Annotated in this window: 18 protein-coding genes; 13 read left to right on the top strand and 5 right to left on the bottom strand. The window is 71.9% G+C overall.

Annotation, left to right across the window (positions count from 1 at the left end; all coding sequences use genetic code 11):
- Positions 1-43: 43 nt before the first annotated feature.
- From ACFXOA_RS02370 to ACFXOA_RS02360, 3 genes are all read right to left on the bottom strand, one after another.
- Positions 44-2,929, bottom strand: coding sequence for an ABC transporter substrate-binding protein (locus ACFXOA_RS02370; RefSeq protein WP_385021214.1), 2,886 nt, complete (start codon positions 2,927-2,929; stop codon positions 44-46).
- A gap of 120 nt (positions 2,930-3,049) precedes the next feature.
- Complete coding sequence (locus ACFXOA_RS02365) at positions 3,050-3,868, bottom strand: DUF3097 domain-containing protein (protein WP_385021211.1); 819 nt, start codon at positions 3,866-3,868, stop codon at positions 3,050-3,052.
- A 25-nt stretch (positions 3,869-3,893) separates the two neighbouring features.
- Positions 3,894-4,616: an MBL fold metallo-hydrolase gene (locus ACFXOA_RS02360; protein ID WP_385021208.1), complete on the bottom strand. Its 723-nt coding sequence runs from the start codon at positions 4,614-4,616 to the stop codon at positions 3,894-3,896.
- A gap of 164 nt (positions 4,617-4,780) precedes the next feature.
- On the opposite strand from ACFXOA_RS02360, the gene hrcA reads away from it, so the two are divergent.
- The 8 genes from hrcA (at position 4,781) to ACFXOA_RS02320 (ending at position 14,682) form a co-directional block, all read left to right on the top strand.
- Entirely contained in the window at positions 4,781-5,797 is a 1,017-nt protein-coding gene (gene hrcA / locus ACFXOA_RS02355; protein WP_014156352.1) for a heat-inducible transcriptional repressor HrcA, read from the top strand.
- Positions 5,798-6,934 (top strand): molecular chaperone DnaJ, encoded by a 1,137-nt coding sequence (dnaJ, locus tag ACFXOA_RS02350; protein ID WP_385021204.1) that lies wholly within the window; start codon positions 5,798-5,800, stop codon positions 6,932-6,934.
- A 153-nt stretch (positions 6,935-7,087) separates the two neighbouring features.
- A complete protein-coding gene (locus ACFXOA_RS02345; protein WP_385021201.1) occupies positions 7,088-8,161 on the top strand; it encodes a nitronate monooxygenase in 1,074 nt (357 codons plus the stop codon).
- Positions 8,158-8,901 carry a 16S rRNA (uracil(1498)-N(3))-methyltransferase gene (locus ACFXOA_RS02340; protein ID WP_385021198.1) on the top strand — a complete coding sequence of 248 codons (744 nt, stop codon included), beginning with the start codon at positions 8,158-8,160 and terminating at the stop codon, positions 8,899-8,901. The genes ACFXOA_RS02345 and ACFXOA_RS02340 overlap by 4 nt, the downstream gene beginning before the upstream one ends.
- A gap of 85 nt (positions 8,902-8,986) precedes the next feature.
- A complete protein-coding gene (locus tag ACFXOA_RS02335) occupies positions 8,987-12,220 on the top strand; it encodes a S41 family peptidase (RefSeq protein WP_385021195.1) in 3,234 nt (1,077 codons plus the stop codon).
- 173 nt (positions 12,221-12,393) lie between these two features.
- The gene (locus tag ACFXOA_RS02330) at positions 12,394-12,753 is read left to right on the top strand and encodes a histidine triad nucleotide-binding protein (protein WP_385021192.1); all 360 of its coding nucleotides are present in this window, start codon (positions 12,394-12,396) and stop codon (positions 12,751-12,753) included.
- 12 nt (positions 12,754-12,765) lie between these two features.
- Positions 12,766-13,674 carry a ribonuclease Z gene (locus ACFXOA_RS02325; RefSeq protein ID WP_385021189.1) on the top strand — a complete coding sequence of 303 codons (909 nt, stop codon included), beginning with the start codon at positions 12,766-12,768 and terminating at the stop codon, positions 13,672-13,674.
- A 15-nt stretch (positions 13,675-13,689) separates the two neighbouring features.
- Complete coding sequence (locus tag ACFXOA_RS02320; RefSeq protein ID WP_385021186.1) at positions 13,690-14,682, top strand: adenosine deaminase; 993 nt, start codon at positions 13,690-13,692, stop codon at positions 14,680-14,682.
- Here the strand turns inward: ACFXOA_RS02320 and ACFXOA_RS02315 are convergent.
- Positions 14,646-16,001, bottom strand: coding sequence for an MFS transporter (locus ACFXOA_RS02315; protein ID WP_385021183.1), 1,356 nt, complete (start codon positions 15,999-16,001; stop codon positions 14,646-14,648). The two genes, ACFXOA_RS02320 and ACFXOA_RS02315, sit on opposite strands and share 37 nt — an antisense overlap.
- Before the next feature lie 377 nt (positions 16,002-16,378).
- Between ACFXOA_RS02315 and ACFXOA_RS02310 the strand changes: the two genes are divergently transcribed.
- From ACFXOA_RS02310 to ACFXOA_RS02290, 5 genes are all read left to right on the top strand, one after another.
- Complete coding sequence (locus ACFXOA_RS02310; protein WP_385021180.1) at positions 16,379-17,482, top strand: carbohydrate kinase family protein; 1,104 nt, start codon at positions 16,379-16,381, stop codon at positions 17,480-17,482.
- A 140-nt stretch (positions 17,483-17,622) separates the two neighbouring features.
- Positions 17,623-19,764, top strand: a complete 2,142-nt coding sequence (locus tag ACFXOA_RS02305; protein WP_385021177.1) for a PhoH family protein — start codon at positions 17,623-17,625, stop codon at positions 19,762-19,764.
- Between the two features lie 12 nt (positions 19,765-19,776).
- Positions 19,777-20,274: an rRNA maturation RNase YbeY gene (gene ybeY / locus ACFXOA_RS02300; RefSeq protein WP_277334053.1), complete on the top strand. Its 498-nt coding sequence runs from the start codon at positions 19,777-19,779 to the stop codon at positions 20,272-20,274.
- Complete coding sequence (locus ACFXOA_RS02295) at positions 20,271-21,557, top strand: hemolysin family protein (protein ID WP_385021173.1); 1,287 nt, start codon at positions 20,271-20,273, stop codon at positions 21,555-21,557. The genes ybeY and ACFXOA_RS02295 overlap by 4 nt, the downstream gene beginning before the upstream one ends.
- Positions 21,554-21,907: an MmcQ/YjbR family DNA-binding protein gene (locus ACFXOA_RS02290; protein WP_385021170.1), complete on the top strand. Its 354-nt coding sequence runs from the start codon at positions 21,554-21,556 to the stop codon at positions 21,905-21,907. The genes ACFXOA_RS02295 and ACFXOA_RS02290 overlap by 4 nt, the downstream gene beginning before the upstream one ends.
- Positions 21,908-21,946: 39 nt before the next feature.
- Here ACFXOA_RS02290 and ACFXOA_RS02285 read toward each other — a convergent pair whose 3' ends face one another.
- Positions 21,947-23,356: an MFS transporter gene (locus tag ACFXOA_RS02285; RefSeq protein WP_385021167.1), complete on the bottom strand. Its 1,410-nt coding sequence runs from the start codon at positions 23,354-23,356 to the stop codon at positions 21,947-21,949.
- Positions 23,357-23,406 lie beyond the last annotated feature (50 nt).

The raw sequence follows: 23,406 nt of genomic DNA, 5'->3' as shown, positions 1-23,406 counted from the left end.
TCGCTCCCTGGGACCCGGCGCCGCCCGGCCCCGTCCCCGACGTCTACGGAACCTTGCAGTCCGCCTCGGTCAGGGGCGTGCGGTCACCGGCCGCGCGCCCGCACACCACGCGGGTGCGGGCGTCCGGCCCGGGGCGGGTGACCTCGACGATGTTCAGCCCGTGGACCTTCTGGTCGGCGTACGGGATCGTCCCCCGGAACGTGATGGTCCCCGTCGGCATGGAGTGCAGGGCCACGGAGTACAGCGTCGCCCAGGTCTCCGCCGCGCTCTGCTGGGTGTCGCCCCGGGTCGCCGCGGCGTAGAGCGCCGCCGTCGCCTGGTACGACATGACGGTCTGGCCGCTGGCGAACAGCTTGTCCTCGTACGGGCGGTCCTTCGGCAGCGCGGGCAGCTCGGCCCCCTCGGGGAGCAGGGCCTGGAGTGATTTGCGCGAGTCCTCGTAGAAGCCGCGGCCGCCGCCCTGGCTCATGGGCGCGAGTGCGCCGTAGTAGAGGGTGACCCGGTCCGCGAGCTTCGTCGAGTCGTCGAAGCGCGCCTTGGTCAGATCGTCCCCGGTGAAGACGGTGACGGCCTTGTCCGCACAGCCGGCGGACTGCCCCAGCCCGGACATCAGCGTGTTGACGTCCTCGACGCGGCCGGCGAAGTAGAAGGCGTCGGGCACCCGCTCCCGTCCGCAGATCTCGTGGAGGGGGCCGTCGAGGTTGGCGGAGCCGCCGTCCTCGGAGAGGGAGTAGCGGGCGTCGGCGACCACCTCGAAGCCGGACCGCCTGAGCATCTCCAGACCCACCCTGCGCTGTTCGGTCGTGTAGCGGTCCTTGTCCTCGTTTCCGACCTTCCGGGAGAGCACGACGGCCTGCGGGGCCTTCAGCCGCGCGGTCAGCTGCCCGGCGACCAGACCGAGCGCGTCCGCCTGCTCCTCGTCGGTGGCGGCGAGGCCGAAGTAGTTGGGGAACCCGCGGGCCAGGTCGCTGCCGGAGTTCGTGGTGTCCACCAGGGGCAGTCCGGCGCGCTGGAGGATCCGGGTCGCCTCCGCGCTCTCCGTGGTGTTGCGTCCGAGACCCACCACGCCGACGACGGAGGAGTCCCGCCCGGCCACCTCGACGATCTTCCTGGCCGCCGTCGTCTGCCGCAGCATGTCCTGGCCGCCGTTGGCCGTCAGGACCCTCAGTTTGACCGAACGGTTGGCCGTGTCGTTGACGAACCGCTGGTGGAGGTAGACGCCGGTCAGCTCCTCCAGGCCCTTGCGGGTGTCCTCCCGGTTCGCGTCGGTGCCGGTGAGCGGGCCCGCGTAGACGACGGTGACGTGGGGGTCGCCCGCGCCTATGCCCGCGTTCTGCTCCCGTATCGCCTCCTCGATCCGTTCGAAGGTGACCCCCTTGCCCGCTCCGCTCAGCTGCAGCGTGTTGCCTCCGGCGAAGCGCACCTCGGGAACCGTCGCCACCCCTATGCACTCCACGGCGCCGTCGGGACCGGGCAGCCGTACCGAGTCGGTGCTGCGTCCCGCGAGCGGTCCGTAGCAGTACGTCTCCTTCCAGTGCTCGCTCCACAGGAAGGTGCCGAGCAGGGCGCAGACCAGCAGGACGGCGATCGTCTTCCCCGACATCACCCACCAGGTCCAGGTGCGCCGCACCTGGTGCGTGACGAGCTGTGCGTGGGCGTGTTCGTGGGTCAGCTGCCCGGTGGGCAGCGGCAGCCACAGCACCCAGGCCAGCGCCACGGCCGCGGCCGGCGCCTGGCCGACGCTCAGGGCGTCGACCCAGGTCTCGTAGCGCGCGCGGGCCCCTGACCGGCCGCCGCCGCCGGCCGGCGGGTCCGGAGGGAGCGGCGGGGTGTGCCGCATGATCACACCCGCCGGCAGGGACGCCAGGAGGAGCAGCGGGTCCACCTCGCTGCGGCGCGAGCGCACGTTGTTGATGGCGTTGATGAGCAGCATGCCGCCGTTGGCCTCGGTGGCGCGGGGCAGGAACACCACCGGCGGGACGGTCCGCTTGCTGCGCCGCCAGTCCGGCGCGTGCGGCCGGTAGCAGTCCAGCAGGTCCTCCAGCATCGCCTGGACCCGCAGCTCCAGGTGGAACTGGCGCGCGTGCTGGTCGCCCGTCCCGGCGTCGGCCACCCGTTCGGCGACGGCGGCGGCCCGCGCCCGGATCACCCGCCACGAACCACCGGGGGACAGGAGCGACCAGCCGTCGGAGGGGTACGCCGTGCTCGACGCGGCCAGTGACGAGGTGGTCGCGAGCCACCGGCTCGCCGGGCGCAGCCACAGCAGCGGCGGCGCCGCCCGGGTCAGCAGCCGCACGATCGTCAGGCCGGCCACGGCCGCCACCATCACCAGCACGGTGAGCAGCCAGCCGATCTCGCCCAGCAGCACGCTGAGCACCGCGATGAAGACCGCCCCCAGAAAGGTCTCCGGCCGCACCGCGGCGCGCAGCGAGTCCCACCCGTTGTCACGCCCCGACCGGCTGGCCCGCCAGCGCAGATCGCCCAGCTCCGCCAGGATGCGTTCGTCGCGCTCACCTGGCGACGGCACGTCCGGCCCCGCGACGACCGCGGCGGTGGCCTGCTCGATGGCGGCCAGCAGCCGGGAGCGCGGGAAGGCGAAGGGCTTGTACTGCGAGGCGCGGCGGTTCTCCCACGGCCGCTCGGTGAGGGCGCGGACGGTGGCGAGGGCCGCCAGGTACGGGCTGTCGCCGTGTCCCTCGACCAGCTTCACCGGGACCCTGCGGCCCAGGTTCGCGCGATGGACCTGGCGCACGATCTGCTCGACCCGGAGATCGATCTCAGGGGGCGCCGAGGCGTCCTCCGCCTGCGCCACCACCAAGGGCATGACCGGCCGGTTGTCCCGGTACTGGTCGATCAGCTGCTGCATGAGGTGGAAGACCGCGGAGGCCGCCTCGTTCTCCGCGCTTTCCCGCCATCTGTTCCGCGCCATCCGCCCCCGTGCCTTCCCCTCCGGCCCGCCTTTCGATCACCCATCGATAACGGATGGCACGGGGGCAGCGCAGGTGTTCGAGGGGATCGGTACCGGATCCGCCCCGACGGCGCTGGGACATCAGGCAGGAAGCGTGACGAAATCAATCAATTCTTCGACTCGGCCGAGCAGTTGAGGCTCCAGATCCTTGTAGGAGCCGACCTTGGACAGGATGTGCTGCCAGGCGGCCCCGGTGTTCTCCGGCCAGCCCAGTGACCGGCAGACCCCTGTCTTCCAGTCCTGGCCGCGCGGTACGGACGGCCAGCCGGGGATGCCCACGGAGGACGGCTTCACGGCCTCCCAGACGTCGATGAAGGGGTGGCCCACCACCAGGACGTTCCCGTCGGTGACCTGGGCGGCGATCCGGGACTCCTTCGACCCCGGCACCAGGTGGTCCACCAGCACACCCAGCCGGGCGTCCGGCCCCGGTGCGAACTCCCGGACGATCGCGGGCAGGTCGTCGATCCCCTCCAGGTACTCCACCACCACGCCCTCGATGCGCAGGTCGTCTCCCCATACCCGCTCCACGAGCTCCGCGTCGTGCCGGCCCTCCACGTAGATCCGCCCGGCCCGGGCCACCCGGGCCCGCGCCCCGGGCACCGCCACCGACCCCGAGGCGGTGCGGGAGGGGCGGACCGGACCCCCCGCGGACGGGCGTACGAGGGTGACGGCCTTGCCCTCCAGCAGGAAGCCCCGTGGCTCCATGGGGAACACCCGGTGCTTGCCGAACCGGTCCTCCAGCGTCACCGTCGGCCCCTGCGCGGTCTTCTCGCACCGGATCACCGCCCCGCAGAAGCCGGTGCCGGCTTCCTCCACGACCAGGCCGGGCTCGGCGGGGACCTCGGGTACAGGGGCGGACCGCTTCCACGGCGGGGTCAGGTCCGGCTGGTAGCTGCGCATGACACGACGATATGCGGACGCCCGTTCACGACACGCCGAAGCGGGCGGCCAGTTGATCGCGCTGGGCGCGTACGAAGGCCGCGTCGACCACCGCCCCGTGTCCCGGTACGTACAACGCCTCCTCGCCGCCCAGCTCCAGCAGCCGGTCCAGCGAGGCCGGCCAGTGCGAGGGCACCGCGTCAGGGCCCGCCTGCGGCTCGCCGGACTCCTCGACCAGGTCGCCGCAGAGCACCACGACCGGGGAGCCGGGAACGAGCACCGCGAGATCGTGTCCGCTGTGGCCGGGGCCCACGTTGGCCAGCAGCACCTGGAGACCACCGCCCAGATCCAGGGTCGACTCCCCGCTCACCTGGTGCCGGGGCGCCACCAGCGCGTCGGTGGCCGCCGTGGCGTCCGCCGCGCTCATCCCGTGCCGCAACGCGTCCGCCCGCAGCGCCTCCGCGCCCCGGGCCAGCAGATCCGCGGTGCCGACGGCACCGTGGACGGCCGCTCCGGAGAAGGCGGCGGTTCCGAGCACATGATCGAAGTGCGGATGGCTCAGTGCGATATGTGTCACCCTCCGGCCCAGCATCGCCTCCGCCTGCGTCCGCAGTTCGACGCCCTCCCGGAGCGTCGAACCGGTGTCGTAGAGCAGCGCCGCGTCGGGTCCGGCCACCAGCGCGACGGTCGCGTCCCATACGGGAAGGCGCCGCCGGCCCGCACTGTCGCCCAAACGCTCCCAGCCGAACTCTTCCCAAGAGACATCCATGCGGCGACGCTATCGGCAACGACCTGCGCGGTCCCGTGACGGCATGGCCGGTCGGCCTTGCCCCGGAACCACCCCGCCCCCGTACACTGACCGGGGGATTGCTGGCACTCGGACGCACAGAGTGCCAGGCAGAAGCCGAAGAACCACAGCTGGAGGTGTGCGCGGTGCTCAGCGAACGCAGACTCGAAGTGCTGCGCGCCATCGTCCAGGACTACGTCGGCACCGAGGAGCCCGTCGGCTCCAAGGCGCTCACCGAGCGGCACAGCCTCGGGGTCTCCCCGGCGACGGTCCGCAACGACATGGCGGTGCTGGAGGACGAGGGCTTCATCGCCCAGCCGCACACCAGTGCGGGGCGCATTCCGACGGACAAGGGGTACCGGCTCTTCGTCGACAAGCTCGCGGGCGTCAAGCCCCTCTCGTCGCCGGAGCGCCGGGCCATCCAGAACTTCCTCGACGGCGCGGTCGACCTCGACGACGTGGTGGGCCGTACGGTCCGGCTGCTCGCGCAGCTGACCAGACAGGTCGCCGTCGTGCAGTACCCCTCGCTGACCCGGTCGACCGTCCGCCACGTGGAGCTGCTTTCGCTGGCTCCGGCCAGGCTGATGCTCGTACTGATCACGGACACGGGCCGGGTCGAACAGCGTATGATCGACTGTCCCGCACCGTTCGGTGACACCTCACTCGCCGATCTGAGGGCCCGGCTCAACAGCCGGGTCGTCGGACGACGCTTCGCGGACGTCCCACGACTGGTGCAGGACCTGCCGGAGTCCTTCGAGACCGAGGACCGGGGCACCGTGTCGACGGTGCTCTCCGTCCTCCTCGAGACCCTGGTCGAAGAGACGGAGGAGCGGCTGATCATCGGCGGCACCTCCAACCTCACCCGTTTCGGACACGACTTCCCGGTGATGATCCGGCCGGTGCTGGAGGCACTGGAGGAACAGGTCGTGCTGCTGAAGCTGCTCGGTGAGGCGACGGATTCGGGCATGACCGTACGGATCGGGCACGAGAACGCCCATGAGGGCCTCAACGCCACGTCCGTCGTCGCGGTCGGCTACGGTTCGGGCGACGAGGCAGTCGCCAAACTCGGCGTGGTCGGACCGACCCGCATGGACTACCCCGGAACGATGGGAGCGGTACGCGCAGTGGCACGTTACGTCGGACAGATCCTGGCGGAGTCGTAAGTGGCCACGGACTACTACGCCGTACTCGGCGTGCGCCGCGACGCATCTCAGGACGAGATCAAGAAGGCATTCCGTCGGCTCGCCCGCGAGCTGCACCCGGATGTCAACCCGGACCCGAAGACCCAGGAGCGGTTCAAGGAGATCAACGCCGCTTACGAGGTGCTCTCGGACCCGCAGAAGAAGCAGGTCTACGACCTCGGCGGTGACCCGCTGTCCCAGTCGGGCGGCGGTGGCGCGGGAGGCTTCGGAGCCGGCGGCTTCGGCAACTTCAGCGACATCATGGACGCGTTCTTCGGCACGGCGTCGCAGCGCGGACCGCGTTCGCGCACCCGGCGCGGCCAGGACGCGATGATCCGGCTGGAGATCGACCTCGCGGAGGCCGCCTTCGGCACGACCAAGGACATCCAGGTCGACACCGCCGTCGTCTGCAACACCTGCAGCGGCGAGGGCGCGGCGCCCGGTACCTCCGCGCAGACCTGTGACATGTGCCGCGGCCGCGGTGAGGTCTCGCAGGTCACCAGGTCGTTCCTCGGCCAGGTCATGACCTCGCGGCCCTGCCCGCAGTGCCAGGGCTTCGGCACGGTCGTGCCGACCCCGTGCCCCGAGTGCGCCGGCGACGGACGCATCCGCTCGCGGCGCACCCTGACCGTGAAGATCCCCGCCGGTGTCGACAACGGCACCCGGATCCAGCTCGCGGGCGAGGGCGAGGTCGGCCCCGGCGGCGGGCCCGCCGGCGACCTCTACGTCGAGATCCACGAGCTCTCGCACGCCGTGTTCCAGCGGCGGGGTGACGATCTGCACTGCACGGTCACCATCCCGATGACCGCCGCGGCGCTGGGTACGCAGGTGCCGCTGGAGACGCTCGACGGCCTGGAGGAGATCGACATCAGGCCGGGCACCCAGTCCGGGCAGTCGGTCCCGCTGCACGGGCGCGGCATCACGCACCTGCGCGGCAACGGTCGCGGTGACCTCATCGTGCACGTCGAGGTCACCACCCCGACGAAGCTGGACCCCGAGCAGGAGCGCCTCCTGCGGGAGCTGTCCCAGCTGCGTGGCGAGGAGCGGCCGACCGGGCAGTTCCAGCCGGGCCAGCAGGGCCTGTTCTCCCGTCTGAAGGACGCCTTCAACGGCCGCTGAAGCCGCTCGCGCCGCCCGCCGGTCCTGACCGGCGGGCGGCGCCGTGCTTCCACCGCCCCGTCCCCGGCAGGTGGTGCGCGGGCGCGGGCCGGTCCGTCCACCGGGTGGAACGGCGGATTCGGCACCACCCACCGGACGTGGCACGATGCGGTCATGTCCTTGGCGCCCATCGGTCTCAGCCGGTACCCGATCGTCCAGGCCCCCATGGCCGGCGGGGTCTCCGGGCCGGAGCTGGCCGCCGCCGTGACCGCGGCAGGAGGCATCGGCTTCCTCGCCGCCGGCTACAAGACGGCGGACGGGATGTACAAGCAGATCGAGCGGCTCAGGAGGGCGACCGGCGGCCCCTTCGGCGTCAACCTGTTCATGCCGCAGCCTTTGGTGGCCGACCCCGGCGCCGTCGAGATGTACCGTGACCAGCTCGCCGGGGAGGCCCGCTGGTACGAGACCCCGCTCGGAGTCCCGGACGACCGGGGCGACGACGGCTACGAGGCCAAGGTCGCGATCCTGCTCGAGGACCCCGTACCCGTGGTGTCCTTCACCTTCGGCTGCCCCTCACGTGAGGTCCTCCAGGCGTTCGCGGCCGCCGGGACCCTCACCGTCGTCACGGTCACCTCGCCCCAGGAGGCGCGGAACGCCCGCTGGGCCGGGGCCGGCGCGCTCTGCGTGCAGGGCACCGAGGCGGGCGGCCACCAGTCCACGCACCGCGACGACCCGCAGGCAGGACTCGCCGGCACCGGGCTGCTGGCCCTGCTCGCCGAGGTCCGCGCGTCCGTGGACCTCCCGCTGATCGCGGCCGGAGGGCTGATGCGCGGCTCGCAGATCACCGCCGTCCTCGCGTCCGGCGCCGACGCGGCACAGCTCGGTACGGCGTTCCTGGCCTGCCCTGAGTCCGGCGCGCACCCTCTGCACAAGCAGGCGCTGACCAACCCGCTGTTCGTGACGACCGCGCTGACCCGGGCGTTCTCCGGCCGGCCCGCGCGGGGCCTCGTCAACCGGTTCGTCCGGGAGCACGGGCCGTACGCCCCCGCCGCCTACCCGCAGGTGCACCAGCTCACCGGCGGACTGCGCAGGGCGGCGGCCGAGGCCGGTGACGCCCAGGGCATGGCGCTCTGGGCCGGTCAGGGCCACCGCCTGGCGCGGGAGCTGCCCGCCGGTGAACTCGTCGGTCTGCTCGCCGCAGAGATGGAAGCCGCGCGTGCGGCAGTGAGTGTGAGGAGTGCCCAGTGACGGCACCGGTCTTCGTCGTCGAACAGCTCCCCGCCGGGCCGGAGTTCGTCCTGGAGGGGCCCGAGGGGCGGCACGCCGTCTCGGTGAAGCGGCTGAACCCCGGCGAGGACGTCGTCCTGACCGACGGCCGCGGCCACTGGGCGGAGGGTGTCGTACGGGCGGCCGAGGGCAAGGACCGGCTCGTCGTCGGCCTGGGAGAGCTCCGCGAGGAGCCCGCGCCGGCGCCCCTCGTCACCGTCGTCCAGGCGCTCCCCAAGGGGGACCGCGGCGAACTCGCCGTGGAGACCATGACGGAGACGGGCGTCGACGCGATCGTGCCCTGGCAGGCCTCGCGCTGCATCACGCAGTGGAAGGGCGACCGCGGCCTCAAGTCCCTGGCCAAGTGGCGGAACACGGCGCGTGAGGCGGGAAAGCAGTCGCGCCGGGTGCGATTCCCCGAGGTGACCGACGTGATGACGACGAAGCAGGCCGCCGCACTCCTGGCGGCCGCGGATCTCGCCGTGGTCCTGCACGAGGACCGCGACCACGACAGCGAGCCGCTGGCCACCGTGTCCCTCCCCGAGTCCGGCACGATCGTGCTCGTCGTCGGCCCGGAAGGCGGCGTCTCCCCGGACGAACTGGCCACGTTCGCGGCCGCGGGCGCCCGGACCTGCAGGCTGGGACCGACCGTCCTGCGCACCTCCACCGCGGGCACGGCGGCGACAGCCCTGCTGCTGGGACGCACCGGCCGCTGGTCCTGAGGGGCCGTGCCGCGCCGCCCTCTCGTGGGGCCGACTCCGGCCAACTCCGTACCGGGAAGCGGGACACGGTCCTAGGGTGATCCGTGTGACACAGCCTTCCTACCTCCGGTATCCCCATGTCCAGGGCGACTTGATCGCCTTCACCGCCGAGGACGATGTCTGGCTGGCGCCGCTCGACGGCGGCCGGGCATGGCGCGTGAGCGCCGACAACCGACCCGTCACCCAGCCGCGGATATCGCCGGACGGCAGCCTCGTCGCCTGGACGTCCAGAAGGGACGGCGCCCCCGAGGTCCACCTCGCCCCTGCCGACGGCGGCCCCTCGCGGCGGCTGACCCACTGGGGGGACGTCCGCACCTCCGTGCGCGGCTGGACCCCCGACGGGGAGGTGCTGGTGATCAGCACCCAGGGGCAGGCGTCGCTGCGGCGCAGCTGGGCCCGCGCCGTCCCCCTCGACGGCGGACCGGCCCGCACCCTGCCGTACGGACCCGTCGGCTCCCTGGCGTACGGCCCCGCCGGGAGGATCCTGCTGCTTTCGGCCGACATGGGCCGCGAGGCGGCGGCGTGGAAGCGCTACCGGGGCGGAACGGCCGGCAAGCTGTGGATCGCCTCGGCGGACCGGCCGGAGGGCGCCCCGGAGGAGTTCGTCCGCATCCACGCGGATCTCGACGGCAACCTCGAATGCCCCATGTGGGTCGGCGGGCGTATCGCCTTCCTCAGCGACCACGAGGGAGTGGGCGCCGTCTACTCCTCCCGGCCCGACGGAACGGACCTGCGCCGCCACACCGCCACCGACGGCTTCTACGCCCGGCACGCCACGACCGACGGAACGCGGATCTGCTACGCCCAGGCGGGCGAACTGTGGCTCCTGGACAGCCTGGAGAGCGACGCGGCCCGCCGCCTGGACATCCGCCTCGGCGGACAGCGCACCGACCTGCAGCCCTACCCCGTGCACGCCGACGGCCACTCCTGCAGCGCGTCCCCCGACCGCACCGGCCGTGGCAGCGCCGTCGGCTCCCGGGGCGCCGTCCACTGGGTCACCCACCGCGAGGGCCCTGCCCGGGTGCTGGCAGCCGAACCCGGTGTACGGGCCAGGCTCCCGAGGGCCTTCCAGGCCGAGGGCGACCAGTACGCCGTCTGGGTCACCGACGCCGAGGGCGACGACGCCCTGGAGTGCGCCCCCGCCACCGGCACCGCGCCCGGCGCCGTGCCGCGCCGCCTCGCGGCCGGCCGGATCGGCCGGGTCCTGGACCTGGCCCCCGCCCCCGACGGAAGCCGCTTCGCCGTCGCCGCGCACGACGGCCGGGTGCTGGTCGTCGAGCGGGAGAGCGGAGAGGTGCACGAGCTGGACCGCAGCGAGGACGGTGACGCCTCAGGACTGGTCTTCTCACCCGACTCCGCCTGGCTCGCCTGGTCCCACCCCGGGCCCGCCTCCCTCAGCCAGATCAAACTGGCCCACCTCGCGGACCAGGGGGTCACCGACGCCACCCCGCTGCGGTTCCGGGACTTCGCCCCCGCCTTCACCACCGACGGCAAGCACCTCGCCTTCCTCTCCGAGCGCGCCTTCGACCCGGTCTACGACTCACACGTCTTCGACATGGCGTTCGTCGGGACCTGCCGGCCGCACCTGCTGACACTCGCCGCCACCACACCCTCGCCGTTCGGGCCGCAGCTCCACGGACGCCCGACCGAGAAGGAGAAGGACGACGAGGACGACAACCCGACCGCGCTCCCCGTCACCCGCGTCGACCTCGACTCACTCGCCGACCGGATCGTGCCGGTGCCCGTCGAGGCCGCCCGCTACTCCTCGCTGACGGCGGCGAAGGGCGCGCTGCTGTGGCTGCGGCACCCGTTGAACGGCGTACTGGGCACGGGCGTCGCCGCGCCGGGCGCCCACACCCCGGGGCCCGTCCTGGAGCGCTACGACCTGGCGAAGCGAAGCCATGACGAAGTGGCCTGCGACATCGGCCGGTTCGCGGTCAGCGGCGACGGTAGGAGGCTGGTCCTCCACAGCGACGGCCGGCTGAAGGTGATCCCCTCCGACGGCCGGCTGTCCGCGGACTCAGGCGACGACGGCGAGAGCCACGTCACCGTGGACCTCTCCCGTGTCCGGCGCACCCTCGACCCGGGCGCCGAGTGGCGCCAGATGTACGAGGAGACCGGCCGCGTCATGCGGGACAACTTCTGGCGCCCCGACATGGGCGGCGTCGACTGGGACGGGGTCCTCGACCGCTACCGGCCGGTCCTCGACCGGATCGCCACCTACGACGACCTCATCGATCTGCTCTGGGAGGTCCAGGGCGAACTCGGCACCTCCCACGCCTATGTGAACCCACCCGCCTGGGGCGGCCCCCGGGACGGCCAAGGGCTCCTGGGCGCCGACCTCTCCCGGGCCGACGACGGCAGCTGGCGCATCGACCGGATCCTGCCGACGGAGACCTCGGACCCCGACGCCTGGTCCCCGCTCACCGCGCCCGGCGTCGCCGTGCGCCCCGGGGACACGGTCCTCGCGGTCGACGGCCGCCCCGTCGACGGCGTCACCGGCCCCGCGCCGCTCCTCGACCGCGCCGCCGGCAAACCCGTCGAGCTGACGGTCCTGCCGGTGGACGGAGGCGACCCACGCCATGTCGTCGTCGTACCCGTCGCCGACGAGGAGGCGCTGCGCTACCACGCGTGGGTCGCCGGCCGGCGAGCGTACGTGCACGAGAAGTCCGGCGGCCGTCTCGGCTACCTCCACGTCCCCGACATGGTCGGCTCCGGATGGGCCCAGATCCACCGGGACCTGCGCGTCGAGGTGTCCCGCGAGGGACTGGTGGTGGACGTACGGGAGAACCGCGGCGGCCACACCTCGCAGCTGGTCGTCGAGAAGCTGGCCCGGCGCATCGTCGGCTGGGACCTCCCGCGCGGCATGCGGCCCGTCAGCTACCCGGTGGACGCGCCACGCGGACCGGTCGTGCTCGTGGCCAACGAGTTCTCCGGCTCCGACGGCGACATCGTGAACGCCGCGGTCAAGGCCCTCGGCGTCGGGCCGGTGGTCGGGACACGCACCTGGGGCGGGGTGGTGGGCATCGACAGCCGCTACCACCTGGTCGACGGCACCCTCGTCACCCAGCCCAAGTACGCCTTCTGGCTGGAGGGATACGGCTGGGACGTCGAGAACCACGGTGTCGACCCGGACGTCGAGGTCGTCATGACGCCCCAGGACCACGCCGCCGGGCGGGACCCGCAGCTGGACGAGGCCATCCGCATCGCACTGGAGTCGCTGGCGCGGACGCCCGCGAAGACCGCCCCGCCCCTCCCGTCCGAGGACCCGGCGCGGTAGCCGTACGCACGGCGGGCGCGGGGAGGTCCGCGCGCCCGCCGGCGATCGCCGGACCTGCCGAGTCGGCCGTCGCCCGCCGGGTGACGCCCGCTAGGCTGCCCTTTCGGGCGCGCCCCGGGCCCGACGGGCTCTCGAGGCGCGCCCCGGCCGATCACCACGACCGAGGAGCACCCATGGCGGGAGAGCCGCAGACCGACTGTCTGTTCTGCAAGATCGTCACCGGGGACATCCCGGCGACCATCGTGCGCGAGAGCGAGACGACCGTCGCCTTCCGCGACATAAACCCCCAGGCCCCGACGCACGTCCTGGTCATCCCCAAGGCGCACTACCCGGACGCCGCCTCCCTCGCCGCCGCCGAACCCGCCACCGCCGCCGACGTGCTGCGCGAGGCCGGTCTCGTCGCGGCCGACGAGAAGCTCACCGGGACGGGGTACCGCATCGTCCTGAACACCGGTGCGGGCGCCGGACAGACCGTCTTCCACGCGCACGCCCACGTCCTGGGCGGCCGCGGGCTGCAGTGGCCCCCCGGTTAGGCGGCCTCACCCGTGTCCGTACGCGAACTCGTGGTCCTCGGCACCGCCAGCCAGGTGCCGACCCGGCACCGCAACCACAACGGCTACCTCCTGCGCTGGGACGGCGAGGGCATCCTCTTCGATCCCGGCGAGGGGACCCAGCGCCAGATGCTGCGGGCGGGCGTCGCCGCGCACGACATCAACCGGATCTGCGTCACCCACTTCCACGGTGACCACTCACTGGGGCTCGCGGGCGTGATCCAGCGCATCAACCTCGACCAGGTCCCGCACCAGGTCACCGCCCACTACCCCGCGAGCGGACAGCACTTCTTCGACCGGCTGCGCCACGCCACCGCCTACCGCGAGTCCGTCGAGCTGACCGAGGCCCCCGTCGCCGCCGACGGGGTGCTCGCCACGACCGGCGCGTACACGCTCGACAGCCACCGGCTCTCGCACCCCGTGGAGTCCTACGGCTACCGCCTCACCGAGCCCGACCGGCTGCGGATGCTGCCCGCGAAACTGGCCGAGCACGGCATCACGGGGCCCGACGTCGGACGGATCCAGCGGGACGGCTCCCTGCGAGGCGTCGCACTGGACGAGGTCTCCGAGCCCCGCAGGGGCCAGCGTTTCGCCTTCGTCATGGACACCAGGCTCTGTGACGGCGCGTTCGCCCTCGCCGAAGGATGCGACATGCTGGTCATCGAGTCGACCTTCCTCGACGAGGACGGCCGGCTCGCCGCCGACCACGGCCACCTCACCGCCGGCCAGGCGGCCCGGGTGGCGGAGGAGTCGGGCGTACGGCACCTGGTGCTGACGCACTTCTCCCAGCGCTACTCCGACCCCGGAGCCTTCGAGGAGCAGGCCAGGGCCGCCGGCTTCGAAGGCGAACTGACCATCGCCGAGGACCTGATCACGGTCCCGGTACCCACCCGCCACACGTAACGTAACGAGATCCCCGTGCACCTCCCCAAAGCCGAACTCCACCTCCACATCGAGGGCACCCTCGAACCCGAACTGGCCTTCGCGCTCGCCGCCCGCAACGGCGTGGACCTCCCGTACGCGGACACCGAGGCACTCCGCCGGGCCTACCTCTTCGAAGACCTGCAGAGCTTCCTCGACCTCTATTACGCCCTGATGGCCGTGCTGCGCACCGAGGAGGACTTCGCCGAACTCGCCGACGCCTACCTCGCCCGCGCCGCGGCCCAGGGCGTCCGGCACGCGGAGATCTTCTTCGACCCGCAGGCGCACACCGACCGCGGGGTCCCGATCGGCACGGTCATCGAAGGGCTCGGCCGGGCCCTGGACCGCAGCGAGGAGACCCACGGCATCTCCACCCAGCTGATCATGTGCTTCCTGCGCGACAAGTCCGCGGAGTCGGCCCTGGAGACGCTGGAGGCCGCGAAGCCGTACATCCGGCGGATCAGCGCCGTCGGCCTGGACTCCGCGGAGGTCGGGAACCCGCCCGCGAAGTTCCGTGAGGTGTACGCGGCGGCCACCGCCCTCGGCCTGCGCAAGGTCGCCCACGCCGGTGAGGAGGGGCCGCCGGAGTACATCCGTGAGGCGCTGGACGTCCTCGGCGTCGAGAGGATCGACCACGGCCTGCGCTGCATGGAGGACGGGGAACTGGTGGACCGCCTCGTCTCCGAGCGGATCCCGCTGACGCTGTGCCCGCTGTCCAACGTACGGCTGCGCGCCGTGGACATCCTGGAGGAGCACCCGCTGCGGGCCATGATGGACGCCGGCCTGCTCTGCACGGTGAACTCCGACGACCCGGCCTACTTCGGCGGATACGTCGGAGACACCTTCCACGCGGTCCACGAGGCGCTCGGCCTGGACCGGGAGCAGCTGCGCGCGCTCGCCCGCAACTCCTTCGAGGCGGCCTTCCTCGACCACGACGAGGAGCGCCGGGCGCGCTACCTCTCCGAGGTCGAGGCGTACGCGTTCGACTGACCGGTCCCGGACGGTCCGGCCGTCCGGAACGCGCTGCGCACCAGCCGCCTGCGCCGAAGCGCGGGCAGGCTGATCTCCGCCACCGCCTGCTCCGGCGCGCCCAGCTTGGGCACCGCGCCGGACAGGCTGTTGGTGGTCGCGGCGAGCAGGGCGGCGGGTGCGCCGCCCCTGCGCCGGACGGAGCCGGGCACCAGCGGACGCCCACCGGTGTGCAGCGCCACGGCGGTGACGGGTGCCACGACCAGCAGGGTGGCCGCCCCGAGGATCAGCCCCATCACCGCGTAACCGGCCTGCTCGGAGAGCACGCTGCCGAGCAGGGGGCCGCAGGCGGTGCCGACGGAGGACGCCGAACCCGCCAGGACCGCCCAGCGGCCGCGCACGTCCAGCGAGGCCGCCAGACCGATCAGGTAGGACAGGACCACCGGGTAGAAGGTGTTCCACGCGATCTCGCCCGTGGCGAAGGACCCCAGGTCCTCGGCGGACGAGCTCAGCACGATGCTCCCCGCGATGATCATCGTCCCGGCGCCGATCGGCACCGCCCGCCCGAGACGGGAGCCCAGCATGCCGGCACCCATGACACCGAGCAGCCCCGCGCCGAGTGCGGCCGCGAACACCGCGCCGATCGTCACCTCGGAGAGGCCGACCTGGATGGCGCCGATGCGGCTGCTGACGCCCCACAGGGCGTTCTGCGCCATGGACCAGACGAGCATCCCGCCGGCCAGCACCAGCCCCGACCGCCGGTGCGGCAGCCGTGCCTGGACGGACGACGTCGCGCTGACCGGCGCCGGGCCGCCCAGCCGGGCGGTGGCGGGCCACACGAGCAGGGCGACCAGCGCGATGGACGCGAAGGGCAGCCGGTGCCCGCCGCCCAGGTGGGGGACCGTCAGGTAGAGGGCGCCCGCGGTCGCCGAGACGCTCAGCAGTCCCAGTGACGAGGTCCGGTGCGGATCGCTCTGCTCCGCGATGCCGGACGCCGCCACCGCGGTCGCCGCACCGGAGCCGAAGCCGCCGACCACCACGCCGGCGACGACCAGCGGGATCGACGTGGTCAGCGCCGCGCAGCCGTATCCGGCGACGGCGAGCAGCAGTCCCACGCGGGCGGGTCTGCGCGCACCGAGTCTGTCGACGCGTCCCGCGAGCGCGAAGCCGGCCGAGGCCGAGCTGAGCAGGAGGGCGCTTCCGACCAGACCGGCCTGGGCGGAACTCAGACCCAGGTAGTTGCTGAGACGGCCGACGATGGTGGGGAGCAGATAGGCGGCGAGGTAACCGGCGGTGAACACGGCGACCAGGGGCCACGCGGCGCGCGGGCGCGAGGACATGGGCGTTCCAAAAGACATGCCAGAGGAGGCAGGGGGAAGGCAGGGGAGGGCGGTGCGGGGAACAGCTGTGCGACCCTGGATCAGGGCAGAGGGGGGTAAGGCGAGAAAAAGCGGGAGAAGCGGCACTCGTCGTCAACCGTCCCGATCGGTGCTCGCGGGCAATTTGTATCAAGCGCGCCCAGCCCTCGGAAAGTCGGCCTGTTGTGATCTGGGTCACATTGAGGTTTATGCAGTCAAGGGCCGGGTATTCGCGCATGTTTATGCAGGTGAGGGCAGGCCGTGCGACGCGGCGCGGACTCACCGGATGCGGGGCAGGATCCGGCACACTGGCCCGTAACCCGCATCGATCCAGAACCACCACGGCCGGGGAGCGCACGGTGAGCACAGCAGATCCAGGCATCGACCCGCTGCTGGGGCTGCGTGCCCCGCAGGACCCGGCCTGCGACGTCTTCCTGACCGGCACGGTCTTCCTGGACATCGTCTTCACCGGCCTGGACAGCGCGCCGGTACGCGGGACGGAGTCCTGGGCCCGGGGCATGGGCTCCAGCCCCGGCGGCGTCGCCAACATGGCGACCGCGCTCGCCCGGCTCGGCCTGCGCACCTCCCTGGCCGCGGCCTTCGGCGACGACCACTACGGGGAGTACTGCTGGGACGCCCTCGAACAGGGGGAGGGCATCGACCTGTCCATGTCCCGCACCGTCCCGGGCTGGCACTCCCCGGTCACCGTCTCCATGGCGTACGAGGGGGAGCGCACCATGGTCTCGCACGGCCACGAGGCACCCGCCGCCACCGCGTCCCCCGAGCCGGGGCGCGCCCTTCCGCACTGCCCGCCGCGTGCCCGCGCCGCCGTGGCCTCGCTGGTCCCCGGCCGCAGGGAGCCCTGGGTGGCCGGCGCCGCCCGCAACGGCGCCATGGTCTTCGCCGACGTCGGCTGGGACGAGACCGGCCGGTGGGACCTGGACGCCCTGCCCGACCTGGAGCACTGCGCCGCCTTCCTCCCCAACGCCGAGGAGGCCATGCGCTACACCCGGACCGACTGCCCGCGCGCGGCGGCCCACGCCCTCGCCGAGCGGGTGCCCCTGGCCGTCGTCACCCTGGGCTCCGAGGGGGCCTACGCGGTGGACCGGGAGACCGGGGCCGCGGCGGAGGTGCCCGCCATCGAGGTGGAGGCGCTCGACCCGACCGGCGCCGGGGACGTGTTCGTCGCCGGCTTCGTCACCGGGACCCTGGCCGGCTGGCCGCTCGCCGACCGCCTCGCCTTCGCCGGGCTCACGGCCGCCCTGTCCGTGCAGGAGTTCGGCGGATCGCTGTCCGCGCCGGGGTGGGCCGAGGTCGCCGGCTGGTGGCAGCAGGTCCGCACCACTCCGGGGCAGGACCCGGCGGCGCTGGAGCGCTACGCCTTCCTGGAGGAACTGCTGCCCGCGACGGACCGGCCCTGGCCCCTGCGCAGGGCCGTCCCGACCATCGGTTTCCGGAGCTGAGGACCGGGCGGTGAAGTGCTGATGATCACCGGGGAAAACCTCTCGGCGTTGTCGGTGGGGAGTCGTAGGCTGGTAGTCCAGAGGCCGTCGAGCAGCGACGACCCTGAACGGGAGGTATGCGCAGGCCCGAGGGCCGGCCCATGACGCAGTCACCAACACAGCCGCAGGCGACGGCCCGGATCAGCATCCCGGCCGCACACCCCATGGTGATGCTCCTGGGGTCGGGCGATTCGCTGCTGCGCGTGATCGAAACGGCGTTCCCGGCCGTCGACATCCATGTCCGGGGCAACGAGATCAACGCGACTGGAGACACGGCGGACGTCGCCCTGGTCCAGCGCCTTTTCGACGAGATGGTGCTCGTGCTCCGCACCGGGCTGCCGATGACGGAGGACGCCGTGGAACGCTCGATCGCGATGCTCAAGGCGAGCGGGAACGGCGAGGCCGACGGCCCCGAGACCCCCGCCGAGGTCCTCACCCAGAACATCCTCTCCAGCCGCGGCCGGACGATCCGTCCCAAGACGCTCAACCAGAAGCGGTACGTCGACGCGATCGACAAGCACACCATCGTCTTCGGCATCGGCCCCGCGGGTACCGGCAAGACCTACCTCGCCATGGCCAAGGCCGTCCAGGCCCTGCAGTCCAAGCAGGTCAGCCGGATCATCCTGACCAGGCCCGCCGTGGAGGCGGGGGAGCGGCTCGGCTTCCTGCCCGGCACGCTCTTCGACAAGATCGACCCGTATCTGCGCCCGCTCTACGACGCCCTGCACGACATGCTCGACCCCGACTCGATCCCCCGGCTCATGGCCGCGGGCACGATCGAGGTCGCGCCGCTGGCGTACATGAGGGGGCGTGCACAACCGGTCTTCACCAACGTCCTCACGCCGGAGGGCTGGCGCCCTATCGGCGACCTCCGAGTGGGTGACCTGGTCATCGGATCCAACGGAGAGCCGACCCCGGTTCTCGGCGTGTACCCGCAGGGGAAGAAGGACATCTACCGCGTCAGTGCGCAGGACGGCTCCTGGACCCTGTGCTGCGGTGAGCACCTGTGGACGGTCCGGACGGCCTCGGACCGCCGCCGGGACGAGCCATGGAGGGTACTGGAGACCAAGGAGATGATCGGCAACCTCCGTGCTGCGCACGCTCGCCGATACGAACTGCCGATGCTGACCGCACCGGTCAGCATGCCGGAGCGGGATGTCCCGATGGATCCCTACGCGCTCGGCCTTCTGCTGGGCGACGGATGCCTGACCGGATCCACCACCCCCTCGTTCGCGACGAACGATCCGGAGCTTGCCCATGCGTTGGAGGAGTCGCTCCCCGGAGTTTCCGTACGGCACAAGTCGGGCCCCGACTATGTCCTGAACCGAGTGAAGTCGCCCGGCGATGTGGTCACCCTGGAAAACCCGGTCACGGGTGCTCTTCGCGCCCTCGAACTTCTCGGTACCCGCTCGCATTCCACATTCATCCCGGACGACTACCTCAACAATTCAGCCGACGTCCGGCTAGCTGTTCTGCAAGGGCTTCTCGACGCTGACGGTGGGCCAGTCACCCAGGCCGAGCGCACGTGCCGCGTGCAGTACACCACCGCGTCGATCATGCTCCGGGACGATGTGGTCGCCCTGGTCCGGTCGCTGGGAGGTGTTGCCTACAGTCGCCGTCGGCCCGCAGATGGTCGTGAGCCAGGTCTGGCCAGGGGCCGCAAGATTCAACACCGCTATGACGCACATGTCGTCGACATCCGTCTCCCCGAGGGCGTCGAACCGTTCCGGCTCGCCCGAAAGCGCGACACCTACCACGCGGCAGGCGGGGGTGGCAGGCCCATGCGGTTCATCGACAGCATCGAGCCCGCAGGCTGCGAGGAAGCGGTGTGCATCCAGGTGGCTGCCGAGGACTCTCTGTACGTGACTCAGGACTACCTTCTGACGCACAACACCCTCAACGACGCCTTCATCATCCTGGACGAGGCGCAGAACACCAGCACCGAGCAGATGAAGATGTTCCTCACCCGGCTCGGATTCGACTCCAAGATCGTCATCACCGGTGACGTCACCCAGGTCGACCTCCCCGGTGGCACGAAGAGCGGTCTGCGCCAGGTCCAGGACATCCTCGACGGCGTCGAGGACGTCCACTTCTCCCGGCTCACCTCCCAGGATGTCGTCCGGCACAAGCTCGTCGGCCGTATCGTCGACGCGTACGAGAAGTACGACAACCGAGCCGGTCAGCGAGACGGACGCCCGGAAGGCCGCGAAGACGGCCGACGTGACCGCCGAAAAGGGAAGTAGTCGCAGCGCACCATGTCGATCGACGTCAACAACGAGTCCGGAACCGAGGTCGACGAGCAGGCGATCCTCGACATCGCCCGCTACGCGCTCGCCCGGATGCGGATCCACCCGCTGTCCGAGCTCTCGGTGATCGTGGTGGACACCGCCGCCATGGAGCAGCTCCACATCCAGTGGATGGACCTCCCGGGCCCGACCGATGTCATGTCCTTCCCGATGGACGAGCTGCGTCCCCCGGCCAAGGACGACGAGGAGCCCCCGCAGGGGCTCCTCGGCGACATCGTGCTCTGCCCGGAGGTCGCGAAGAAGCAGGGCGAGGACGCCGAGACGCAGCACTCCATGGACGAGGAGCTCCAGCTCCTCACGGTCCACGGGGTGCTGCACCTCCTCGGGTACGACCACGAGGAGCCGGACGAGAAGGCCGAGATGTTCGGCCTCCAAGCCGCCATCGTCGACGGCTGGCGCGGTGAGCGCGGCCTGACCGGCCCGTCGCCCGCCCCCACGGTCTCGTGAGCGTCCCCCTCGTCACCGGCGCCGTCCTGCTCATCGTGGTGGGCTGGCTCGCCGCCTGCGCCGAGGCGGGCATCGCGCGCACGTCGAGCTTCCGCGCGGCCGAGGCCGTGCGGGCGGGGCGCCGCGGCAGCGCGAAGCTGGAACAGGTCGCCGCGGACCCCACCCGCTACCTCAACGTCGCACTGCTCGTCCGGGTGGCCTGCGAGATGTCGGCCGGTGTCCTGGTCACCTACGCCTGCCTCGAGGAGTTCCCCGAGACCTGGCAGGCCCTCGCCCTCGCCATGGGCGTCATGGTGCTCGTCAGCTACGTCGCCATCGGGGTCTCCCCGCGCACCATCGGCCGCCAGCACCCGCTGAACACCGCCACCGCGGCGGCGTACGTCCTGCTGCCGCTCGCCAGGATCATGGGCCCGGTCCCGCAGCTGCTGATCCTCCTCGGGAACGCGCTCACCCCGGGCAAGGGCTTCCGCAAGGGCCCCTTCGCGAGCGAGGCCGAGCTCCGCGCGATGGTCGACCTCGCCGAGCAGGAGTCGCTCATCGAGGACGACGAACGCCGCATGGTGCACTCGGTCTTCGAGCTCGGCGACACCCTGGTGCGGGAGGTCATGGTGCCCCGCACCGACCTGGTCTGCATCGAGCGTTACAAGACGGTCCGGCAGGCCCTGACCCTCGCGCTGCGCTCCGGGTTCTCGCGTATCCCGGTCACCGGGGAGAACGAGGACGACATCGTCGGGATCGTCTACCTCAAGGACCTGGTCCGCAAGACGCACATCAACCGGGAGGCGGAGGCGGACCTGGTCTCCACGGCGATGCGTCCCGCCGCCTTCGTGCCCGACACGAAGAACGCCGGGGACCTGCTGCGCGAGATGCAGCAGGACCGCAGCCATGTGGCGGTCGTCATCGACGAGTACGGCGGCACCGCCGGCATCGTCACCATCGAGGACATCCTCGAGGAGATCGTCGGAGAGATCACCGACGAGTACGACCGCGAGCTGCCCCCGGTCCAGGAGCTGGAGAACGGCAGCTTCCGGGTGACCGCCCGGCTCGACATCGGGGACCTCGGGGAGCTCTTCGGCCTCGACTCCTACGACGACGAGGACGTGGAGACCGTCGGCGGCCTGCTGGCGAAGGCGCTCGGGCGCGTCCCGATCTCCGGGGCCACCTCGGTCGTCGACCTCCCCGACGGGCGCAAGCTCCGGCTCACCGCGGAGTCCTCGGCGGGCCGCAGGAACAAGATCGTCACGGTGCTGGCCGAACCGGAGGGAAGCGAGGCAGTGGCATGACTCCCGAGGAACTGCGCATGTTCTGCCTGGAGTTCAACGCCAGTGCGGAGGAGTTCCCCTTCGGACCGGAGGCATCGGTCTTCAAGGTCGTGGGGAAGATGTTCGCCCTGAGCGTCCTCGACGCCGAGCCTCTGAAGGTCAGCCTCAAGTGCGACCCGGACGACGCGCTGCGGCTCCGCAAGGACCATCCCGCGATCGTCCCGGGATGGCACCTCAACAAGCGCCACTGGAACACCGTGACGGTCTCCGAGCTCCCGGACCGGATGGTCCGGGAGCTCGTGGAGGACAGCTACGACCTGGTGGTCTCGGGGCTGCCGAAGGCGGAACGCCTCCGCCTGGACCGGCCGTAGCCTTCCCGGGTCCTGCGGCGGGGACCCGGGAGGACGCTCTCAGCGTCCCCGCCGAAGGCCCACGCCCACGACGAGCCCCGTCGCGACCAGGATCACCGCCGCGGCCGTCACCACCAGCCGTACGCCGTCGAACAGCGAACCCTGCGTGGTCGCCAGGACCCCCAGCAGCGGGATGCCGACCGTGATGCCGACCTGCTGGGTCGTGGTGACCAGGCCGGTCGCCAGGCCCTGCTCCTCGTCGGGGACACCCGAGGTCACCGTCAGCCCGTAGGCGATGATGGCGCCCAGGTGGAAGGCGCTCGCCAGCGACACCGCCACGGTGGCCAGCCATGCACCCGAGTCCTCGCCGAGACCGAGCAGCGCCCCGATGAACAGGCCCTGGCCGAGCAGCGAGAGAACCAGCACCCGGCGGGCGCCGAACCGGCCGATCACCTTCGGGGCGAAGACCCCGGCGGCGACCGACAGCAGGCCCTGCACCCCGAAGACGAGCCCGGTACCGAAGGCGGAGAGGCCGAGCAGGTCCTGGAGGTAGAGGGTCAGGACGAAGACGATGGTGCTCATCATCGAGAAGGTGACCAGGCCGCCCAGGTTGCCGAAGGCGACCGTGCGGCGGCGAAGCATCGGCAGGGAGACCAGCGGTGCCGCCGACCGGGACTCGACGACGGTGAACGCGGCCAGCAGGACGACCCCCAGGACCAGGGTCACCAGCACGTCCGCACCGCCGAAGCCGCGCTCGGCCGCCGTCGACAGCGAGTAGATCAGAGCGAGCAGTCCACCGGTCACGGTGACGGCGCCGGGCACGTCCAGCTTCGGCCGCTCCGGCGTACGCGACTCCGCCAGCAGCGTCGGCGCCAGAACCAGCACGATCACCGAGGCGACGCTCAGCAGGCCCATCGTGGACCGCCAGCCCAGCGTGTCGGTGAGCACGCCGCCCGCCACCATGCCGGTGGTGAAGCCCAGCGAGAGCAGCGTCCCGCTGATGCCCAGAGCCCGGTCCCGCAGCGGGCCCTCCGGGAAGGTGGTGGTCAGCAGGGACATCCCGGTGGGCACGATCACGGCCGCACCGAGCCCCTGCAGCGCCCGTCCCGTCAGGAAGGACGCGGGATCCCACGCCGCCGTCGCCAGGAGCGAGGAGGCCCCGAAGACGACGAGCCCGGCGAGGAACAGCCGCCGTCTGCCGTAGAGATCGGCGATCCGGCCGAAGAGGAGCAGGAAGCCGCCGGACGGCAGCGCGAACGCGGTCACCGCCCACTGCAGCCCGGAACGGCTCAGCCCCAGGTCCTCACCGAGGACCGGCAGCGCGACGTTCAGTACGGAGAAGTCGAGCGCCACCATGAACTGGGCGGCGCAGAGGACGAAGAGGACCAGCCGGGCGCGGCCCGAGAACGCGGGCGGAGCGGGGGCGGCAGTGGTGCCGGCGGACACGGGATTCGGGGTTTCGATCGCCATGTCGCACAGCCTGGTCGCGCCGGAATATCCCTGGGGAGCGGGCACTTATC

It is taken from the genome of Streptomyces sp. NPDC059166 (assembly GCF_042755185.1).
GTDB lineage: Bacteria > Actinomycetota > Actinomycetes > Streptomycetales > Streptomycetaceae > Streptomyces.
Note: the sequence above shows the minus strand (reverse complement) of the source record. Positions and strands in the feature narration are given on the sequence as shown.

Coding starts and splice junctions, on each gene's coding strand:
- ACFXOA_RS02370 (WP_385021214.1), bottom strand. CDS start 2,929: ATGGCGCGGAACAGATGGCGGGAAAGCGCGGAGAACGAGGCGGCCTCC.
- ACFXOA_RS02365 (WP_385021211.1), bottom strand. CDS start 3,868: ATGCGCAGCTACCAGCCGGACCTGACCCCGCCGTGGAAGCGGTCCGCC.
- ACFXOA_RS02360 (WP_385021208.1), bottom strand. CDS start 4,616: ATGGATGTCTCTTGGGAAGAGTTCGGCTGGGAGCGTTTGGGCGACAGT.
- ACFXOA_RS02345 (WP_385021201.1), top strand. CDS start 7,088: ATGTCCTTGGCGCCCATCGGTCTCAGCCGGTACCCGATCGTCCAGGCC.
- ACFXOA_RS02330 (WP_385021192.1), top strand. CDS start 12,394: ATGGCGGGAGAGCCGCAGACCGACTGTCTGTTCTGCAAGATCGTCACC.
- ACFXOA_RS02315 (WP_385021183.1), bottom strand. CDS start 16,001: ATGTCCTCGCGCCCGCGCGCCGCGTGGCCCCTGGTCGCCGTGTTCACC.
- ACFXOA_RS02305 (WP_385021177.1), top strand. CDS start 17,623: ATGACGCAGTCACCAACACAGCCGCAGGCGACGGCCCGGATCAGCATC.
- ybeY (WP_277334053.1), top strand. CDS start 19,777: ATGTCGATCGACGTCAACAACGAGTCCGGAACCGAGGTCGACGAGCAG.
- ACFXOA_RS02290 (WP_385021170.1), top strand. CDS start 21,554: ATGACTCCCGAGGAACTGCGCATGTTCTGCCTGGAGTTCAACGCCAGT.
- ACFXOA_RS02285 (WP_385021167.1), bottom strand. CDS start 23,356: ATGGCGATCGAAACCCCGAATCCCGTGTCCGCCGGCACCACTGCCGCC.